The sequence below is a fragment of the Ruegeria sp. CDSB086 genome, from assembly GCF_059611065.1.
The window spans coordinates 146,100-163,069 of sequence record NZ_JBXWOV010000005.1 but is presented as its reverse complement, the minus strand read 5'-3'; the positions used below and the strand labels follow the sequence as shown (position 1 = coordinate 163,069).

16 protein-coding genes are annotated in these 16,970 nt (G+C 55.9%); 11 read left to right on the top strand and 5 right to left on the bottom strand.

Features of this window, described 5'->3' with window-relative positions:
- The first annotated feature begins 2 nt into the window (after window positions 1–2).
- Genes AC2FIO_RS11935 through nqrF form a run of 5 tightly spaced genes read left to right on the top strand, consistent with a single transcriptional unit; the run spans window position 3 to window position 4,514 of the window.
- Entirely contained in the window at window positions 3–1,211 is a 1,209-nt protein-coding gene (locus tag AC2FIO_RS11935) for an NADH:ubiquinone reductase (Na(+)-transporting) subunit B (protein WP_058277138.1), read from the top strand.
- Window positions 1,204–2,019, top strand: coding sequence for a Na(+)-translocating NADH-quinone reductase subunit C (locus tag AC2FIO_RS11930; protein ID WP_058272102.1), 816 nt, complete (start codon window positions 1,204–1,206; stop codon window positions 2,017–2,019). Before AC2FIO_RS11935 ends, AC2FIO_RS11930 begins: the two co-directional genes overlap by 8 nt.
- Window positions 2,019–2,672, top strand: coding sequence for an NADH:ubiquinone reductase (Na(+)-transporting) subunit D (locus tag AC2FIO_RS11925; protein ID WP_058272101.1), 654 nt, complete (start codon window positions 2,019–2,021; stop codon window positions 2,670–2,672). Before AC2FIO_RS11930 ends, AC2FIO_RS11925 begins: the two co-directional genes overlap by 1 nt.
- The gene (nqrE, locus tag AC2FIO_RS11920; protein ID WP_058272100.1) at window positions 2,672–3,280 is read left to right on the top strand and encodes an NADH:ubiquinone reductase (Na(+)-transporting) subunit E; all 609 of its coding nucleotides are present in this window, start codon (window positions 2,672–2,674) and stop codon (window positions 3,278–3,280) included. The genes AC2FIO_RS11925 and nqrE overlap by 1 nt, the downstream gene beginning before the upstream one ends.
- A 10-nt stretch (window positions 3,281–3,290) precedes the next feature.
- Window positions 3,291–4,514: an NADH:ubiquinone reductase (Na(+)-transporting) subunit F gene (gene nqrF / locus AC2FIO_RS11915; RefSeq protein WP_058277141.1), complete on the top strand. Its 1,224-nt coding sequence runs from the start codon at window positions 3,291–3,293 to the stop codon at window positions 4,512–4,514.
- Window positions 4,515–4,558: 44 nt separating this feature from the next.
- Here the strand turns inward: nqrF and tviB are convergent, their stop codons facing one another.
- From tviB to AC2FIO_RS11900, 3 genes are all read right to left on the bottom strand, one after another.
- Window positions 4,559–5,842, bottom strand: a complete 1,284-nt coding sequence (gene tviB / locus AC2FIO_RS11910; RefSeq protein WP_496697831.1) for a Vi polysaccharide biosynthesis UDP-N-acetylglucosamine C-6 dehydrogenase TviB — start codon at window positions 5,840–5,842, stop codon at window positions 4,559–4,561.
- 12 nt (window positions 5,843–5,854) lie between these two features.
- Window positions 5,855–6,868: an NAD-dependent epimerase/dehydratase family protein gene (locus AC2FIO_RS11905; protein WP_496697829.1), complete on the bottom strand. Its 1,014-nt coding sequence runs from the start codon at window positions 6,866–6,868 to the stop codon at window positions 5,855–5,857.
- 83 nt (window positions 6,869–6,951) lie between these two features.
- A complete protein-coding gene (locus AC2FIO_RS11900) occupies window positions 6,952–7,476 on the bottom strand; it encodes a CBS domain-containing protein (RefSeq protein ID WP_058277144.1) in 525 nt (174 codons plus the stop codon).
- Window positions 7,477–7,850: 374 nt separating this feature from the next.
- Between AC2FIO_RS11900 and AC2FIO_RS11895 the strand changes: the two genes are divergently transcribed.
- The 6 genes from AC2FIO_RS11895 (at window position 7,851) to AC2FIO_RS11870 (ending at window position 14,942) form a co-directional block, all read left to right on the top strand.
- Window positions 7,851–8,876 (top strand): FAD:protein FMN transferase, encoded by a 1,026-nt coding sequence (locus tag AC2FIO_RS11895; protein WP_496697827.1) that lies wholly within the window; start codon window positions 7,851–7,853, stop codon window positions 8,874–8,876.
- A 15-nt stretch (window positions 8,877–8,891) separates the two neighbouring features.
- Window positions 8,892–9,128, top strand: a complete 237-nt coding sequence (nqrM, locus tag AC2FIO_RS11890) for a (Na+)-NQR maturation NqrM (protein ID WP_496697825.1) — start codon at window positions 8,892–8,894, stop codon at window positions 9,126–9,128.
- Between the two features lie 75 nt (window positions 9,129–9,203).
- Window positions 9,204–10,847 (top strand): sulfatase-like hydrolase/transferase, encoded by a 1,644-nt coding sequence (locus tag AC2FIO_RS11885; protein ID WP_496697823.1) that lies wholly within the window; start codon window positions 9,204–9,206, stop codon window positions 10,845–10,847.
- A gap of 103 nt (window positions 10,848–10,950) precedes the next feature.
- Entirely contained in the window at window positions 10,951–12,468 is a 1,518-nt protein-coding gene (gene gpmI, locus AC2FIO_RS11880) for a 2,3-bisphosphoglycerate-independent phosphoglycerate mutase (protein WP_496697821.1), read from the top strand.
- The gene (locus AC2FIO_RS11875) at window positions 12,465–13,595 is read left to right on the top strand and encodes a murein hydrolase activator EnvC family protein (protein ID WP_282119417.1); all 1,131 of its coding nucleotides are present in this window, start codon (window positions 12,465–12,467) and stop codon (window positions 13,593–13,595) included. Before gpmI ends, AC2FIO_RS11875 begins: the two co-directional genes overlap by 4 nt.
- Window positions 13,596–13,601: 6 nt before the next feature.
- Window positions 13,602–14,942: a S41 family peptidase gene (locus AC2FIO_RS11870; protein WP_058277149.1), complete on the top strand. Its 1,341-nt coding sequence runs from the start codon at window positions 13,602–13,604 to the stop codon at window positions 14,940–14,942.
- Window positions 14,943–14,990: 48 nt separating this feature from the next.
- Here the strand turns inward: AC2FIO_RS11870 and AC2FIO_RS11865 are convergent, their stop codons facing one another.
- Together AC2FIO_RS11865 and AC2FIO_RS11860 are read right to left on the bottom strand one after the other, a co-directional pair.
- The gene (locus AC2FIO_RS11865) at window positions 14,991–16,517 is read right to left on the bottom strand and encodes an MFS transporter (RefSeq protein ID WP_496697818.1); all 1,527 of its coding nucleotides are present in this window, start codon (window positions 16,515–16,517) and stop codon (window positions 14,991–14,993) included.
- Window positions 16,518–16,607: 90 nt separating this feature from the next.
- Window positions 16,608–16,967, bottom strand: coding sequence for a hypothetical protein (locus AC2FIO_RS11860; RefSeq protein ID WP_496697816.1), 360 nt, complete (start codon window positions 16,965–16,967; stop codon window positions 16,608–16,610).
- Between the last annotated feature and the right edge of the window lie 3 nt (window positions 16,968–16,970).

Here is a 16,970-nt window from a genome sequence, read left to right as displayed (position 1 = left end):
GAATGGGTTTGCGCAACTTCTTTGACCGGATCGAGCCGAACTTTACTAAGGGCGGCAAGTACGAGAAGTATTTCCCCATCTACGAGATGGTCGAAAGCTTCGTCTACACTCCGAAAACCGTAACCTCCGTTGCACCCCATGCGCGGTCCTACGTGGATATGAAGCGGATCATGACATATGTCGTGATCGCCACGATCCCCTGTATCCTGTGGGGAATGTACAATACCGGCTTTCAGGCAAACTCGGCCATTGCCGCGCTTGGACCCGATTCAGCCACTGGCTGGCGGATCGCCATCCTGCAGATGTTCGGTATCTCGCTGAACCCCGCCAGCATCTTTGCCAATGTGATGCACGGGATGATGTATTTCCTGCCGATTTACATCGTCACTCTGGTTGCAGGCGGTATCTTCGAGGTCATCTTTGCGACTGTTCGCGGCCATGAAGTGAACGAGGGTTTCCTTGTAACTTCCATGCTTTACACGCTAATCTTGCCCGCATCTACGCCACTTTGGCAGGTTGCGTTGGGCATCATCTTCGGGGTGGTGATTGGTAAAGAAGTTTTTGGTGGCACTGGCAAGAACTTCCTGAACCCAGCACTCGTCGGTCGTGCGTTCCTGTACTTTGCCTATCCGGCGAACATGTCAGGTGACACGGTTTGGACCCCGGTTGATGGCTTTTCAGGTGCGACAGCTCTGTCGGTATCCGCCTCAGAAGGATATCAGGCGTTGGCCACCGAGGGGCTGACATGGTGGAATGCGTTTCTTGGTCAGATGCAGGGCAGCTTTGGTGAAACATCAACGCTGGCTTGTATGATCGGTCTGGCATTCCTGCTAACGACCCGCATCGCCAATTTCCGACTGATTGTCGGCTGTCTGGCTGGGACCATAGGTCTGACGCTGCTGTTTAACCTCATTGGGTCGGATACCAACCCGATGTTCGCGATGCCATGGTACTGGCACGTCGTCGTCGGCGGTTACGCTTTCGGTCTGGCTTTCATGGTGACTGAGCCCGTTTCAGCCAGCCATACCAACATGGGCCGGTATATCTACGGTGCTCTGATCGGTATCATGGTTGTGTTGATCCGTGTGGTGAACCCCGCTTTCCCCGAAGGCATGATGCTGGCAATCCTGTTCGGTAACGTCTTTGCACCGCTGATCGACTACTTCGTCGTTCAGGCAAACATCAAACGGAGGGCGCGTCGCCATGTCTGATACGCAATCCCCAGAACCCAAGGGCGCGATTGCCAAGTTTCTGGCGGCCTCGCCGGACTCGGTCGGTAAAACGATCTTTATCGCCGTCGCCGTTTGTCTGGTGGCCTCGATGGTTGTGTCAGCCGCAGCCGTAAGCCTGCGCCCGGTCCAGGAAGCCAACGCGCTGAAGGACAAGCAGATCAACGTTCTGCAGGTAGCTGGTGTTTACGAACCCGGCACCGATGTGTCCGAGGCATTCGCCGCATTCGAGCCGCACGTTGTTGAGCTTTCGACGGGTGAGTTCGTCGACGACCAGTTCGATCCCGCAACATTCGACGATCTGGCCGCCGCAAGCGATCCAGAGCTGAGCGTCGCGCTGGACGATGACCCGGCTGGTATTGGTCGCAAGGCGTTGTACCGTGTTGTCTACCTGCTGCGCGACGAATCCGGCGAGTTGGACAAGGTGATCCTGCCGCTGCACGGCTATGGTCTGTGGTCGACGCTCTATGGCTTTATCGCGCTGGAAAACAACGGCAACGATATCTACGGCCTTCAATTCTATCAGCACGGCGAAACCCCCGGTCTTGGCGCCGAGGTGGACAATCCGCGTTGGAAAGCGTTGTGGAACGGCAAGAAGCTGCGGGACGATGCAGGTGATCTGCAGATCACAGTATCCAAGTCGCAACCTGCCGCTGGCCCCGACTTTTATGTAGATGCGCTGGCCGGTGCCACGCTGACCTCGGTTGGTGTTGATAACCTGGTGAAATTCTGGATGGGTGATGCGGGCTTCGCTCCGTTCCTGGCCAAACTGCAAGCAGGAGAGTTCTGATGTCCCAGACCAAGAGAGAGATGCTGGTCGACCCGCTTGTCGACAACAACCCGATCACACTGCAGGTGCTGGGTATCTGTTCGGCGCTGGCGGTGACCTCTTCGCTGCAGGTGTCCTTCGTGATGGCGCTGGCGGTTACCTTCGTGACCTCGTTCTCGTCCTTCTTTATCTCATGCCTGCGCAACCAGATCCCGGGTTCGATCCGGATCATCGTACAGATGGTGATCATCGCCTCGCTGGTGATCCTGGTGGATCAGGTTCTCAAGGCTTACGCCTTTGAGATTTCCAAAACCTTGTCGGTTTTTGTCGGCCTGATCATCACCAACTGTATCGTGATGGGCCGCGCCGAAGCATTTGCGATGAAGAACCCGCCCGTCGCGTCCTTCATTGACGGCTTGGGCAACGGAATGGGCTACGGTCTGATCCTGCTGCTTGTTGGCTTCATTCGCGAACTGTTCGGCAACGGATCGCTGTTTGGCGTTACCATTCTGGAAACCGTGAACAATGGTGGCTGGTACGTGCCCAACGGCATGCTGCTGCTGCCGCCGTCCGCGTTCTTTATCATCGGCTTGATCATCTGGGCCTTCCGCACATGGAAGCCGAACCAGGTCGAAGAGCGTGAATACAAAATTCAGCAGGTAGAGGCCCACTGATGGAAGGTCTGATTTCACTGGCCGTGAAGGCCATCTTTGTTGAAAACCTCGCGCTCAGCTTCTTCCTCGGGATGTGTACATTCATCGCCGTATCCAAGAAGATCTCGACCGCGCTGGGTCTGGGCATCTCGGTCATGGTCGTTCAGGCGATCACCGTTCCCACGAACAACCTGCTGCTCAGTTATCTGCTGAAGCCCGGTGCGTTGGCTTGGGCGGGTTTCCCTGATGTGGACCTGACCTTCCTTGGTCTGATCTCCTACATTGGCGTGATCGCGGCGATGGTGCAGATCCTTGAGATGGTTCTGGATAAGTACTTCCCGCCGCTCTACAACGCGCTGGGGATCTTCCTGCCGCTTATCACAGTGAACTGCGCCATTCTGGGGGGATCGCTGTTTATGGTCGAGCGTGACTATAACTTTGCCGAAGCAGCCACTTATGGTGTGTCTTCGGGCTTTGGCTGGGCACTGGCGATCACCGCTATGGCGGGCGTTCGTGAAAAGCTGAAGTACTCGGATATTCCGGATGGCTTGCAGGGCCTTGGCATCACTTTCATCACCGCGGGACTGATGGCGATGGCCTTCATGTCTTTCTCGGGCGTGAAGCTGTAAGGAGGGATGAATGGAAACTTTTAGCCTAGGCGTCGTCCTTTTCACCCTGATCGTTGTCGCTTTGGTGGCCCTCATCATGGCCGCCCGTTCGAAACTGGTATCGACTGGCGATGTGAACATCACAATCAACGGCGAAAAAACCATTTCCGTTCCCGCAGGTGGCAAATTGCTGCAGACACTGGCGGCCGAAAAGCTGTTTGTGCCTTCTGCCTGCGGCGGTGGTGGCACCTGTGCGCAGTGCCGCGTGCGTGTTCATTCAGGTGGCGGTTCGATCCTGCCGACTGAAGAAAGCCATATCACCAAGCGCGAAGCGTCTTGCGGCGACCGCCTGTCCTGTCAGGTTGCGGTCAAGCAGGACATGAACATCGAAGTTCCCGAAGAGGTCTTTGGCGTTAAGAAATGGGAATGCACGGTTCGCTCGAACGAAAACGTGGCGACCTTCATCAAGGCGCTGACCCTGGATTTGCCCGAGGGCGAGGACGTGAATTTCCGCGCTGGCGGATACATCCAGATCGAAGCCCCTGCGCATGCGTTGAAATACACTGATTTCGACGTGGAAGAGGAATACCGCGAAGATTGGGACCGCTTCAATCTGTGGCAGTATGAATCGGTTGTGAACGAACCGATCGAGCGCGCGTATTCAATGGCCAACTACCCGGACGAAAAAGGCATGATCATGCTGAACGTCCGCGTTGCCTCGCCACCTCCCGGTTCCGAAGGTATACCAGCCGGTCAGATGTCGTCTTACATCTTCAACCTGAAACCGGGTGACAAGGTCACCATCTCGGGCCCGTTTGGCGAATTCTTTGCCCGCGACACCCAGAAAGAGATGGTCTTTATCGGCGGTGGCGCCGGTATGGCGCCCATGCGCAGCCACATCTTCGACCAGCTCAAGCGTCTGGAAAATCGCGACCGCAAAATCAGCTTCTGGTACGGCGCACGGTCTAAGAAAGAGATGTTCTTTGTCGAGGATTTCGACACTCTGGCCGAGGAATTCGACAATTTCGAATGGCATGTTGCCCTGTCGGATGCGCAGCCAGAGGACGATTGGAAAGGCTACACCGGCTTCATCCACAACGTTCTTTTCGAAGAGTATCTCAAGAACCACCCCGCACCTGAGGACTGTGAGTTCTACATGTGTGGCCCACCAATCATGAATCAGTCGGTCATCAACATGCTGCTGGATTTGGGCGTGGACCGCGAAGACATCATGCTTGACGATTTCGGCGGGTAAGAAATAAAGAACCGGCGCTCATACGCGCCGGTTTTCTTTTGTGCTCAAAGGCGAAGGTCGCTGGCCTCTATCGGCAGGACCGACTTGACGTCGAAGACCACGCTTGTGTCTTTTCCGAACGCTCTGATTTGCGCGGGCTCTACATCCAAAAACTCTCGATGTGCGACGGCCAAAACGACGCCGTCATAGGCGTGTTCCTTAGGGGTGTCGACCAGGGAAATGCCATACTCGACCTGTGCTTCGGAGGCATCGGCGTGCGGGTCATGCACATCTACCTCAATACCGTAATCCTTCAGTTCGTCTATGATGTCGACGACCTTGGTGTTGCGCAGATCCGGGCAGTTTTCCTTGAATGTCAGCCCCATTACCAGCACGCGCGCCGATCCGACGTCAATCCCGACGCGAGTCATCCGCTTCACCAGTTGCGACACCACATAGCTGCCCATGCTGTCGTTCAGGCGTCGCCCGGCCAGAATGATCTGTGGATGATGGCCGACCGCCTCTGCCTTATGTGTCAGGTAATAAGGGTCGACGCCGATGCAGTGTCCGCCGACCAGGCCAGGACGGAAGGGCAAAAAATTCCACTTGGTTCCAGCTGCGCGCAAAACGGCATCGGTATCAATGCCCAGGCGTCCAAAAATCATCGCCAATTCATTGACCAGCGCGATGTTCAGGTCGCGTTGAGTATTTTCGATAACTTTCGCGGCTTCGGCTACGCGGATGCTTTCCGCTTTGTGTGTACCTGCCGCGATAATCCGGCCATAAAGCGCATCTACCAAATCGGCAACTTCGGGTGTCGAGCCCGAGGTGACCTTGCAAATGTCCGAGATGCGATGGGCCTTATCACCGGGATTGATCCGTTCCGGGCTGTATCCGACAAAGAAATCCCTGTTGAATTTAAGACCGGAGACCCGTTCGAGCACTGGCACACAGTCTTCCTCGGTCGCGCCGGGATAGACCGTGGACTCGTAGATCACCAGGTCACCTTTTTCCAGAATGTGCCCGACCGTCTCGGACGCACTCAGCAAGGGCGACAAATCCGGTTGTTTGCCCGCCGTGATTGGCGTTGGAACCGTAACGATAAAGGTATCACATCCCGCCAGATCGGAAGGTCCCGAAGTAAAGGTCAAACCTGTCGCAGCGCCCAGATCATTGGGGGCAACTTCCTGAGTGCTATCCTGCCCCGCGCGCAACGCGTCAATGCGTTTGGCATTGATATCAAACCCAATGACCGGGCCCACCCCGGCAAACGCCACTGCCAGTGGCAGGCCGACATAACCCAGGCCAATGACGGCAATTTTGCGGGAATTGGGGTCTGTTTCGAGCATGCGGCACTCAGTTCATTTTTCGTGATATTCGCGGAACCATTCCACGAACTGGGCAATCCCGACCTTGAAATCGGTCTGTGGGCGATACCCGGTTAATCGCTGCAACAGATCGGTATCGGCCCAAGTGGCCGGGACATCGCCCATCTGTATGGGCATATAGTTTCTGATTGCTTTCTTGCCGACAGCTTCTTCGATCGCCTCGACGAAATCCAACAGGCGCACTTTGTCGCCATTTCCGATATTGACCACGCGCCAGGGCGCTACGGGCGAAAGGCTGTCGCCTTCTTCGATGTCATCTGCGCTGTCGGGGCGCACGGGCGGGCTGTCAATCAACAGCCGGATTCCGCGGACAAGATCATCCACATTGGTAAAATCGCGATACATGTCGCCATGATTGTAGATATCGATCGGACGGTCATCCAGAATTGCATCCACAAACTTGTAAAGCGCCAGGTCCGGCCGCCCCCAAGTGCCATAAACGGTAAAAAACCGAAACATAGTTGTGGGCAGGTTCCAAAGATGCGCGTAGGAATGGCCCATGGCCTCGTTGGCCTTTTTGGTAGCTGAATAGATGGTCAGAGGCGTGTCGGCCTTTTCGACCTCGGTGAAGGGCATCACCTCATTCGCGCCATAGACCGACGAGGTGGACGCCATCAACAGGTGTTCAACCTTATGTTCGCGGGCAACCTCCATCACGTTGAATGTGCCCACAATATTCGAGTCGATATAGCTGCGCGGATCCTCCAGGCTGTAACGCACGCCTGCCTGACCAGCCAGGTGCACAATCACGTCAGGCTTAAAGTCATCTCCAACCTGTTTGAGTTTTTCGTGATTTTCCAGCAAGTCCTCGGTGACGGAAAACCCAGGGTTTTGCAACAGCATCTGATGCCGGCGGTTTTTCAACGCGACATCGTAGTAATCGGTCATCCCGTCATAGCCGTGCACCCGGAATCCTTCCGAAAGCAACAGTTTTGCAAGATGGAACCCAATGAATCCCGCTGTACCCGTTACCAGAACGTGCTTCATTTACCCTCGACCTATAACCGAACAAATTTTGGCATCAAGGATACTGTCAGTCAGCCAAGGTCAAGGGATTTCTGCCGGAAGGATCAGCCTACGATCATTTGTTTCATGCGTAACGCTTCATACTCGAGCTCTTTCAGCCGGAAATGAACAACGTCACCGATTGTGACGACGCCGCGCAGTTTGCCGTCGCCAACAACGGGCATGTGGCGAAAACGTCCTTCGGTCATGGTTTTCAGGACATCATTCAACAAATCGTCTGGTGAACATGTCTTGACCTCGCGCGTCATCAGATCCTCGACTGATTGTGGCAAGGTCTGGCCGGGCGTGTCAGCCATGCGCCGGACGATGTCGCGTTCGGACAGAATACCCTGAAGGGTACCGTTCTGGTCGGTCACGACCACGGCACCAATCCGCTTTTCACTGAGGGTATTCACGACCGAATGGATTGTGTCGTTTGGGCGCACCGCAAATACAGCATCCCCTTTACCCGCAAGCAATTTTGCCACCGTCGTCTGCGAATGCGACAGATTGGATTCAACCGATTGGCTATGCGTGCTTGTATCGGTCTTGTCGCCGCGGGTTGGGGGCTGATATGAGGTTGGGGCCATTGGCAATCTCCTCTTATTTTTGAGATGGCTTCCCTTACACCTTACCGCAGCAATGCGATCTGTATAGGGTGCAAATGCCCAAACCGGGGAAAACTGCCGCTAAACAAGGATATCCGGCCTTTTGTCTGACTTGTACCTTACCCCGCCCGTCGCAGTGCTGATTTTCTTTGCCGTGGTCGTATGCGGGCATAACTTTAGAATGGCCTGGAAACAGCAGCCGGTTGGCTGGCAAAAAAAAGCCTGGTTGTTCGGTGTGCCGGCCGGCATTGGGCTACTTATGTTAGGCTTCCTGCCGCTAAAGCTGTGAAGTCGGTTTGACTCTGCATGGGGCCGCTGGCATATGCCGGGCACGGTTTTCCTCTGGAGGTCTCTCGATGCGCCTTTTGCCTGTTCTGGCTGTTGCAACACTTGTTTCCGGATGTCTCTTTGACAAAGAACCCGAGGTTGTGCGCCTGTCCGGTGAGACCATGGGTACCACATTCAACATCACCGCTATCGGCACGGATGTGGATGAGACTGCATTGGGCTCTGCCGTGGAAGAGACATTGGCAGACGTGAACGCCAAGATGTCCAACTGGGACCCCAACTCAGAGGTTTCGACATTTTCGGCGTCGCCCAGCACTGAACCCACTGAGGTTTCCGAAGAATTTGCGCTGGTTTTAGGTGCAGCAAATGACGTGCACGAAAAATCGGGCGGCACGTTCGACGTAACGCTTGGCCCGCTGATCGAACTGTGGGGCTTTGGTCCGCGCAAGCCAGAAGATCCGGTGCCATCAGATGCCGAGATACAGGCGGCGTTGGAAAGCGTTGGTCAGGAACGCTTGCTGATGTTGGACAGCGACAACGGAACTTTGGCCAAATCAGATGCTAGTGTGGGCATCAACCTGTCAGCAATCGCCAAAGGATATGGCATCGACGCGGTGGCTGCGACTCTGCGCGACGCTGGGATCGAAAACTATATGGTCGAGATCGGCGGTGATTTGGTCACCATGGGCCAGAACGACAAGGGTGAGGCTTGGCGGATCGGGATCGAAAAGCCCGAAGCAGGGGCCCAAAACCTGCAGTTGGTAGTTGAGCTGGACAACCTCGGTATGGCGACCTCTGGCGACTACAAGAATTTCTTTGAACAGGACGGCGTGCGTTATTCGCATATCATCGATCCAACAACAGGTCGTCCGATCACGCATCGCACGACCTCGGTCACGGTTCTGGCCGAAAATGCGATGATGGCTGATGCCTGGGCGACAGCGATGTTAGCGCTGGGTCAGGATAAGGGCCTGGAGCTGGCAGAAGAACATAAACTTGCCGTGTATTTTATCTCGCGGGATGTGACAGGCGGCGACGATGCCTATATTACGGTTCACAGCACTGCGTTCAAAGACGCACTGGGCACCAACTGACAGGTAGGAACCGGGATGAGCACCTTTTTCATAGCGTTTTTTCTGCTTTTGATCATCGTGGTTGGCATGTCGCTGGGCGTCATGCTGATGGGCAAGACGATCAAAGGCAGCTGTGGTGGTCTGAACGCAATCTCGGGCGCGGACAAATGTGTGGTCTGCAAAAAGGATGTCGATCCCAATTCGCCCTTGCGTGATCAGTTGCAATGCAAACGTGCCAAAAAGATGCTTGAGCAGATGGAGCGTCAGGCCTGAACGCAGATTGCGCTTCGCTATAGTGATGGTAATGGCTAAATAGACCCCTGAGGCATCTTGCGGGAGAGCGCGGGTTTGGCCAAAGGCAAAAACATCCTGTTTATCATGTTCGATCAGCTGCGCTGGGATTATCTTAGCTGTTACGGGCATCCGCATTTGCACGCCCCAAACATTGACCGACTGGCTGCTGACGGAGTCCGCTTTGATCGGGCCTACATCCAGTCCCCGATTTGCGGCAGTTCGCGCATGTCGACTTATACCGGCCGCTACGTGCATTCACACGGCGCCTCATGGAATGGCATTCCGCTGAAAGTTGGTGAAATCACGATGGGGGATCACCTGCGCAACGCAAGCATGGACTGCTGGTTGGTCGGCAAGACCCATATGCGCGCAGATGCGGAAGGAATGGAGCGGCTGGGGTTGGAGCCTGACAGTCTGATCGGCGCGCGTGTCGCGGAATGCGGGTTTGATGTATATGAACGCGATGACGGTATGCTGCCTGAAGGACCCGACGGATTTTATGATCCGGATGGCGCACAGGAATACAATAAGCATCTGGCTGCTAAAGGGTATGAGAGTGACAACCCCTGGCACGACTTTGCCAATTCGGGGCTGGATGAGGACGGCAATGTCCTGTTCGGCTGGTTTTTAAAGAACTCAACCGAGGCGGCCAACATAGCGGAAAAGGACAGCGAAACCCCTTATCTGACCGGACGTGGCATCGAATTCATGGACACCCATGATGGCCCGTGGTGCTGTCATCTGAGCTTTATCAAGCCGCATTGGCCATACATCGTGCCGGAACCTTATGCCTCGATATACGGGCCGGAACATGTTCTGCCGGTCGTGCGCTCCGACACGGAACGTCAGAATGCGCATCCGGTGCTCAAGGCATTCATGGATACTAAAGTCGGGCAGACATTCTCGCGGCAGGATGTACGTGATGCGGTGATCCCGGCCTATATGGGGCTGATCAAACAGGCCGATGACCAGATGGGGCGACTGTTTGACTGGATGGAGAAAACTGGCCGGATGGAGGACACGATGATCGTGCTGACCTCCGATCACGGCGATTTTCTGGGCGATCACTGGATGGGCGAGAAAACGTTCTTTCAGGACGCATCAACCAAGGTGCCACTGATTATCTATGACCCGTCACCCGAAGCAGACGGAACGCGTGGCACTGTAAGCGATGCACTGGTTGAATCCATCGACCTTGCTCCGACATTTGTGGATGTGGCGGGCGGTGAGATCGCAGGGCATATTCTTGAGGGACACTCCTTGCTTCCGATCCTGCATGGGCAGCTGAACGAAACACCCCGCCACGCGGTGATTTGTGAGTACGATTACTCGGCATCACCAATTGCAGACATGTTAAATGCCTCTGTCCGGGACGCAGTCATGTTCATGGCAGCCAACAAAAAGTGGAAGCTGATCCACTGCGAAGGCGGTCATCGGTCTATCCTGTTTGATCTGGGGAACAGTGCCGATCACGCCGATATTGTTGCCACAATGTACGACCACCTGTTCGTTTGGACACGCCGCCAGTCGCAGCGCACGACACGGTCGGAACAGCAGTTGATTGAGATGCGGAGCAAAAGCCGGGGCAGGGGGATCGTGGTCGGGGTCTATGATGAAAACGATGCGCCGCTGGACCTGACCGTCAAGTATCGTGGTCGCACGACGCGTCCGTATACGGATTTGATAAACAAGGATTGAGCGGACTGAGTATTAAATCTGCACATCCGCGCACAAAATAAGGTTCAATTGCCCGAGGGCAGGCGATACAAGACCGACCAGAGCAGAAATCCGGAGAGCCGCAATGACCGCCCCCAAACCCGTCGTCCTGTGCATTCTTGATGGTTGGGGCCTGTCCGAAGACACACGGTCTAACGCGCCGTACCTTGCAAATACTCCGACCTTTGATGCGATCATGACCAATGGGCCGCACGCGACCATTATTACACATGGCCCGGATGCTGGCTTGCCCAGCGGCCAGATGGGCAATTCCGAGGTGGGTCACACCAATATCGGGGCGGGCCGCGTTGTTGCGATGGATCTGGGGCAGATCGACCTGGCAATTGAAGATGGCAGCTTTTTCGACAATGCCGCATTGCAGACCTTCATAGCAAAGGTGAAGGCAGCAGGTGGAACGGCGCACCTGATGGGTTTGGTCTCGGACGGTGGCGTCCATGGCCATTTGAATCACATCGTCGCTGCTGCCAAGGCTATTACTGATGCAGGCGTTCCGGTGGCGCTGCACGCCATGACGGACGGGCGCGACGTCGCTCCGAAATCGGCATTTACTTACCTGTCTGAGCTTGAAGATCGTTTGCCCGACGGGGCGCGCATCGTCACGGTCTGTGGTCGGTATTTTGCAATGGATCGGGACAATCGCTGGGAACGCGTCAGCGAGGCTTATGATGCGATGGTCAAAGGCCAGGGTCGGGCTGCCACAACCGCGCATGGCGCTGTGGATCACGCATATAACCAGTCTGAAACCGATGAGTTCATCGCTCCCACTGTTCTGGAAGGTTACGACGGCATTCAGGATGGTGACGGGGTTTTCTGTCTGAATTTCCGAGCGGACCGCGCCCGTGAAATCTTGCGCGCGATTGGCGAACCGGGCTTTTCGGACTTCGATACCGGCCCGCGCCCGCAGCTTTCCGCCCTGTTGGGAATGGTCGAATATTCCGACGGTCACAATGCCTATATGACAACCGTGTTCCCCAAGCGGAAAATCGTGAACACTCTGGGTGAGTGGGTTGCCAAGAAGGGGTTGCGCCAGTTCCGTCTGGCCGAGACCGAAAAATACCCCCATGTCACATTCTTCCTCAATGGCGGCAAGGAAACGCCCGAGGAAGGCGAAGACCGGTTTATGCCGAAATCGCCCAAAGTGGCCACCTACGACCTGCAGCCCGAGATGTCTTCGGCCGAAGTGACGGCGAAGTTTGTCGAGGCGATCGAGGCAGGCTATGACCTGATCATCACCAATTATGCCAACCCCGACATGGTTGGTCACACGGGCGATCTGCAAGCCGCAATCAAGGCATGTGAGGCCGTCGATCAGGGCTTGTCGCAGGTTGTAGCGGCGCTGAACAAGGTCGGTGGCGCGATGATCGTCACTGCGGATCACGGCAATTGCGAGGTCATGGTTGACCCCGAAACCGGCGGGCCGCACACCGCGCATACTCTGAACCCGGTTCCCGTGGCGCTGGTCGGTGGGCCAAAAGGTGTCTCGCTGCGAAGCGGCCGCCTTTCCGATCTGGCCCCGACGCTGCTAGAACTGATGGGTCTTGAGCAACCACCCGAGATGACGGGGAAGAGCCTGCTGTCATGAGGATGCGCGCGCTTATCTTTGCGATGTGTTTCGCGTCGCCTGCCAGCGCGCAGAATGATCCGTCCACGGCGGCCTTGAATGCGGCGCGCATGCTAGAACAGGCCTCGATCAACTTGACCGAAGCCGACGGTGCCCGCGACCGCGTGCGTGCCCTGACCGAAACTATCCAGGCTTATGAGGCCGGGCTTTCAGCGATGCGGGACGGGTTGCGCATGGCAGCGACCCGCGAGGCACAGCTGACAGCAGAATTGCGGTCGCGGGAACAGGAGGTCGCGCAGCTTCTGGGTGTATTGCAGACCATTGAGACCACGGCACCACCCGTTCTGATGCTGCACCCGTCCGGGCCCCTAGGTTCCGCACGGGCAGGCATGATGCTGTCCGAAGTTACTCCCGGACTGAACGCGCGCGCGCAGGCACTGGCCCATGATCTGCAAGAGGTCCAGACCCTTCGGAAGCTTCAGCAAAGTGCTGCAGACACTCTGGTCGAAGGGTTAACCGGTGTGCAAAACGCGCGCACCAGCCTCAGTGAAGCCATCGCTGACCGCACGGATTTGCCCCGTCGCTTTGTCGAAGATCCGGTTCGCACGGCCATCCTGATTTCATCAACCGAGACGTTGGACGGCTTTGCCAGTGGATTGTCCGAAATCTCGGAAGGCGAAATTGCCGAAACAGATGCGGATGTCTCTGACCGCAAGGGGCGGATTGAATTGCCGACCCAAGGCGTAGTTTTGCACCGCGCGGATGAGACTGACGCGGCTGGTGTGACGCGCCCCGGTGTGGTTCTGGCCACCCGTCCTCGGGCAATTGTTACAGCGCCGACTGCGGCAACGATCCGGTATCGTGGACCATTGCTGGAGCTCGGGAACGTCATGATCCTCGAGCCGCAACCGGGCTTGTTGTTCGTGTTCGCCGGGTTGCAAGACGTTTACGGAGACATGGGCGAGGTGATCCCCGAAGGCACTCCGGTGGGTTTAATGCCGGGTGAATCGCCCGAAATCGGCGCAATTTTGTCAACAAGCAGTGATGGCACTGGAACTGGCCGGTCAGAAACGCTCTATATAGAGGTAAGACAGAATAATAGCCCCGTGGACCCGGAATCATGGTTTCGGACCGACAAGGATGGATAAACGAGTATGAAGAAATTTCTGATGGCCGGTCTGGCCGGAACCGTGGCAGGTGTAATCGCAACTACACAAATTGCTGGTCCTTTGCTGGCGCAAGAGGCTGACCGGAAGGCCAGCGTGTACGAGCAACTGGATCTGTTCGGGGATATTTTTGAACGTATCCGCGCCCAGTATGTCGAAGACGTGGAGCCGGAAGAGCTGATCGAAGCGGCCATCGACGGTATGCTTACGTCGCTTGATCCGCATTCCAGCTACCTTTCGCCAGATGATGCTGAGCAGATGCGTGTGCAGACACGTGGCGAATTCGGAGGATTAGGCATCGAGGTCACGCAGGAAGAAGGCTATGTCAAAGTTGTCTCGCCGATCGACGATACCCCGGCAGATGAGGCGGGGATCGAAGCGGGTGATTTCATCACTCATGTCGATGGGGAAAGCATCCTTGGCCTGACATTGGACAAGGCCGTGGATCTGATGCGTGGCCCGGTTGGGTCGGAAATCGTGATCACGGTCGTCCGTGAGGGCGAGCAAGAGCCGTTTGATATCACCATCATCCGGGACACCATCAAGCTAACAGCCGTGCGTGCCCGAACCGAAGGCACCAGCGTTGTTCTGCGTGTCACCACATTCAACGACCAGACTTTCCCGAACCTGCAGGAAGGCCTCAATGAACAGATCGAAGAAGCTGGTGGTCTGGACAAGGTCAATGGCTTTGTCCTTGACCTGCGGAACAATCCTGGCGGGCTGCTGACCCAGGCGATCAAAGTTTCGGACGCGTTCCTGAACGAAGGCGAGATCGTGTCCACCCGTGGTCGTGACCCAAGCGACGGTGAGCGTTTCAATGCAACAGCGGGTGATCTGGCCGAAGGTAAACCAATCGTTGTCCTGATTAATGGCGGGTCCGCCTCTGCATCGGAAATCGTGGCCGGCGCGCTGCAAGACCACCGTCGCGCGATCGTTGTCGGCACCAAGAGCTTTGGCAAAGGGTCGGTGCAAACGGTCATGCCGCTGCGTGGCGATGGTGCGATGCGTCTGACGACCTCGCGCTATTACACTCCCTCGGGCCGGTCAATTCAGGCACTTGGCGTTAGCCCCGACATCATCGTAGAACAACCGCGCCCGGCACCGGATGCCGAGGAAGAGGAAGCCAACGCACGGACACGGTCCGAAGCTGATCTACGCGGTAGCCTGAACAATGACAGCCTAAGCGAAGATGAAATTCGTCAGATCGAAGAAGACCGCGCCAAAGCCGAAGCCACTGCTGAATTGCGGGAAGAGGATTATCAGCTGGCCTACGCCATCGACATCCTCAAAGGTTTGTCGGCGTTCAATCCCAACGGACCGTCTCAATAAGACAAACAGGGCCGCCGATACAGGCGGCCCTTTCTGCAAAGGCCGGGATCAGCCCTCAACCTTGTGCAGTTTTTCTTCGTCAAGCATCATCGCCAGAACAATGCCTATCGAGACCGAGATGGCCGCAAAAACAAAGGCCATGTTCATACCTGCATCGAATGCGGCAGCGACGGCGGATTTGACCTTATCGGCCTCTTCCGAGCTTAGCTTTTCCATGATAGCGCGGGCCGTACCGGTCGTAAGCGTTCCACCGTTGATCGCCTTTTGATCGGTTGCAGACATGTTGATCCCATCCGCAACCAGCTGTTTACTGAGGCTGGACAGGCTGACGACATACATTATTGCGGTCGCGAAGGCGACGGATATAGCGCCGTATACCAGATGGGTCATAAAGCTCAGCCCGCCAACAAGTCCGGCGCGTTCAGGTTTGACGGCGCAAACGGCTGCAGTGCCTGATGGCCCAACCGTCAACGTTGCGCCCAGCCCGATCATCGCCATGCCGGGCAAAATCTGAAAATATCCCAGCCCCGCCGGCAAGATAATAATACTGAGAGCGCCGGTCGTTGCGATCAAATACCCCCAGAACAGCAGGCGCTTTGGCCCGAAATCATTATAAAGCGTGCCCGAAACAATTGAGCCGACGGCCAGCAGGAGTGTCAGTGGGGCAAGCCCAATCGCGGATTCAAACACGGACCAACCAAGGACCTTTTGCATGTATTGAGGGAAGTATAGCAGCCCTACAAATGCCGCCGACACGTTGAACATGTTCAGTCCCAGCGTGATCCGAAACTCGCGGTTTTGCATCATTTGAGGCAATAAAAGAGGTTCTTTCACGCGCTTCTCGACCTGCGGGAAAAAGAAGAACAACGCGGCGCTGACGAAAAACAACATCAGCAGCGGGACAGACGTCCAGCCCCAGTCCGCACCGATGTCCAGCCCGTAAAGAAGCAAAAGAACAGCAAACGAAAGAATACCTATTCCGGCGAAATCGATATGTTCGCCCTGTTTGTGTTGAGTTTCACGCTCCATAAGGATCAGGGCCGTAACCATCGAAATGGTCGAAAACAACACGTTTGCAAGAAAGAACAAGCGCCAGTCGCCAAAGCTGACTGCGGCGCCGCTTATGAGAGGACCAAAGACATTGCCGCTGGTCACACCGGCGAGGATCATACCCATGATCATGGCGCGGTGTTCGGGGCGCGAGACTTTGGTGGCGCCAAAAGCAAGCGTGCAAGGCCAGACGCAACCCGAACCAATCCCCTGCAAAGCACGCGCGGCGATCAGGAAATCGAGACTGGGAGAGACAAAGCACATGACGGACGCAAATAGAAAGATTGCCAGCCCGATGATCATCATCTTGCGATGCCCGAACATGTCCCCCATGCGCCCCCCGGCGACCATGGTCATGGCAAAAAACAAGGCGTAGATGTTCAGAACCCACTGGGTGCTGGTAATATCAGCGTCAAAGCTGTTTTCGATGGCTGGGACAAGTATAAGAGCGCCGGTAAAGTCGATACCGATCCCGAACCCTGTCACCATCAGAGCGATGACCTTGACGATACTGCTGCGGTCCATTTTCGCACCCGGGTTGCTTCGGATGACATTTATGATGCACGGATTTCGCCTGAAAGATAGACAAAGCCTTGGAAACGAAGAAATCCCGGATCAGTCCGAAGGTGCCTGAGACCGTCTAAATGCCCGTTTCAACAAGTCCAGCTCCGCCCGCAACAAAGCGATTTCGGTCCGCAAATCATCCGCGGCTGATGCACCCGCAATGATTGTGAATTCACCGATCTTCTGTGATGTGTTTGCATCGGCTATTACAAAGCAATGAACACCGTCGGCAATCGCGGTTGATGGCACTGGCACACTCAGCTCCCAACCACCATCGGTGGCGGTCATGAATACACCCTCCAGCGCCTGGCCCATGTAACGGACTTCGACATGCAGTTCAGTGTCGGCCTGTAGGTACCCGCGCCAGATGCCGTTTTCGAACAGGGTTGGGGTCAAGGTTGGTTGTGTCATTGC

Bases quoted from the DNA above. Each gene is read 5' to 3' on its own strand.
- tviB (WP_496697831.1), bottom strand. From the start codon at position 5,842: ATGCTCGAAACAGACCCCAATTCCCGCAAAATTGCCGTCATTGGCCTG.
- AC2FIO_RS11865 (WP_496697818.1), bottom strand. From the start codon at position 16,517: ATGGACCGCAGCAGTATCGTCAAGGTCATCGCTCTGATGGTGACAGGG.
- nqrE (WP_058272100.1), top strand. From the start codon at position 2,672: ATGGAAGGTCTGATTTCACTGGCCGTGAAGGCCATCTTTGTTGAAAAC.
- nqrF (WP_058277141.1), top strand. From the start codon at position 3,291: ATGGAAACTTTTAGCCTAGGCGTCGTCCTTTTCACCCTGATCGTTGTC.
- AC2FIO_RS11900 (WP_058277144.1), bottom strand. From the start codon at position 7,476: ATGGCCCCAACCTCATATCAGCCCCCAACCCGCGGCGACAAGACCGAT.
- nqrM (WP_496697825.1), top strand. From the start codon at position 8,892: ATGAGCACCTTTTTCATAGCGTTTTTTCTGCTTTTGATCATCGTGGTT.
- gpmI (WP_496697821.1), top strand. From the start codon at position 10,951: ATGACCGCCCCCAAACCCGTCGTCCTGTGCATTCTTGATGGTTGGGGC.
- AC2FIO_RS11935 (WP_058277138.1), top strand. From the start codon at position 3: ATGGGTTTGCGCAACTTCTTTGACCGGATCGAGCCGAACTTTACTAAG.
- AC2FIO_RS11925 (WP_058272101.1), top strand. From the start codon at position 2,019: ATGTCCCAGACCAAGAGAGAGATGCTGGTCGACCCGCTTGTCGACAAC.
- AC2FIO_RS11905 (WP_496697829.1), bottom strand. From the start codon at position 6,868: ATGAAGCACGTTCTGGTAACGGGTACAGCGGGATTCATTGGGTTCCAT.
- AC2FIO_RS11870 (WP_058277149.1), top strand. From the start codon at position 13,602: ATGAAGAAATTTCTGATGGCCGGTCTGGCCGGAACCGTGGCAGGTGTA.
- AC2FIO_RS11930 (WP_058272102.1), top strand. From the start codon at position 1,204: ATGTCTGATACGCAATCCCCAGAACCCAAGGGCGCGATTGCCAAGTTT.
- AC2FIO_RS11895 (WP_496697827.1), top strand. From the start codon at position 7,851: ATGCGCCTTTTGCCTGTTCTGGCTGTTGCAACACTTGTTTCCGGATGT.
- AC2FIO_RS11860 (WP_496697816.1), bottom strand. From the start codon at position 16,967: ATGACACAACCAACCTTGACCCCAACCCTGTTCGAAAACGGCATCTGG.
- AC2FIO_RS11875 (WP_282119417.1), top strand. From the start codon at position 12,465: ATGAGGATGCGCGCGCTTATCTTTGCGATGTGTTTCGCGTCGCCTGCC.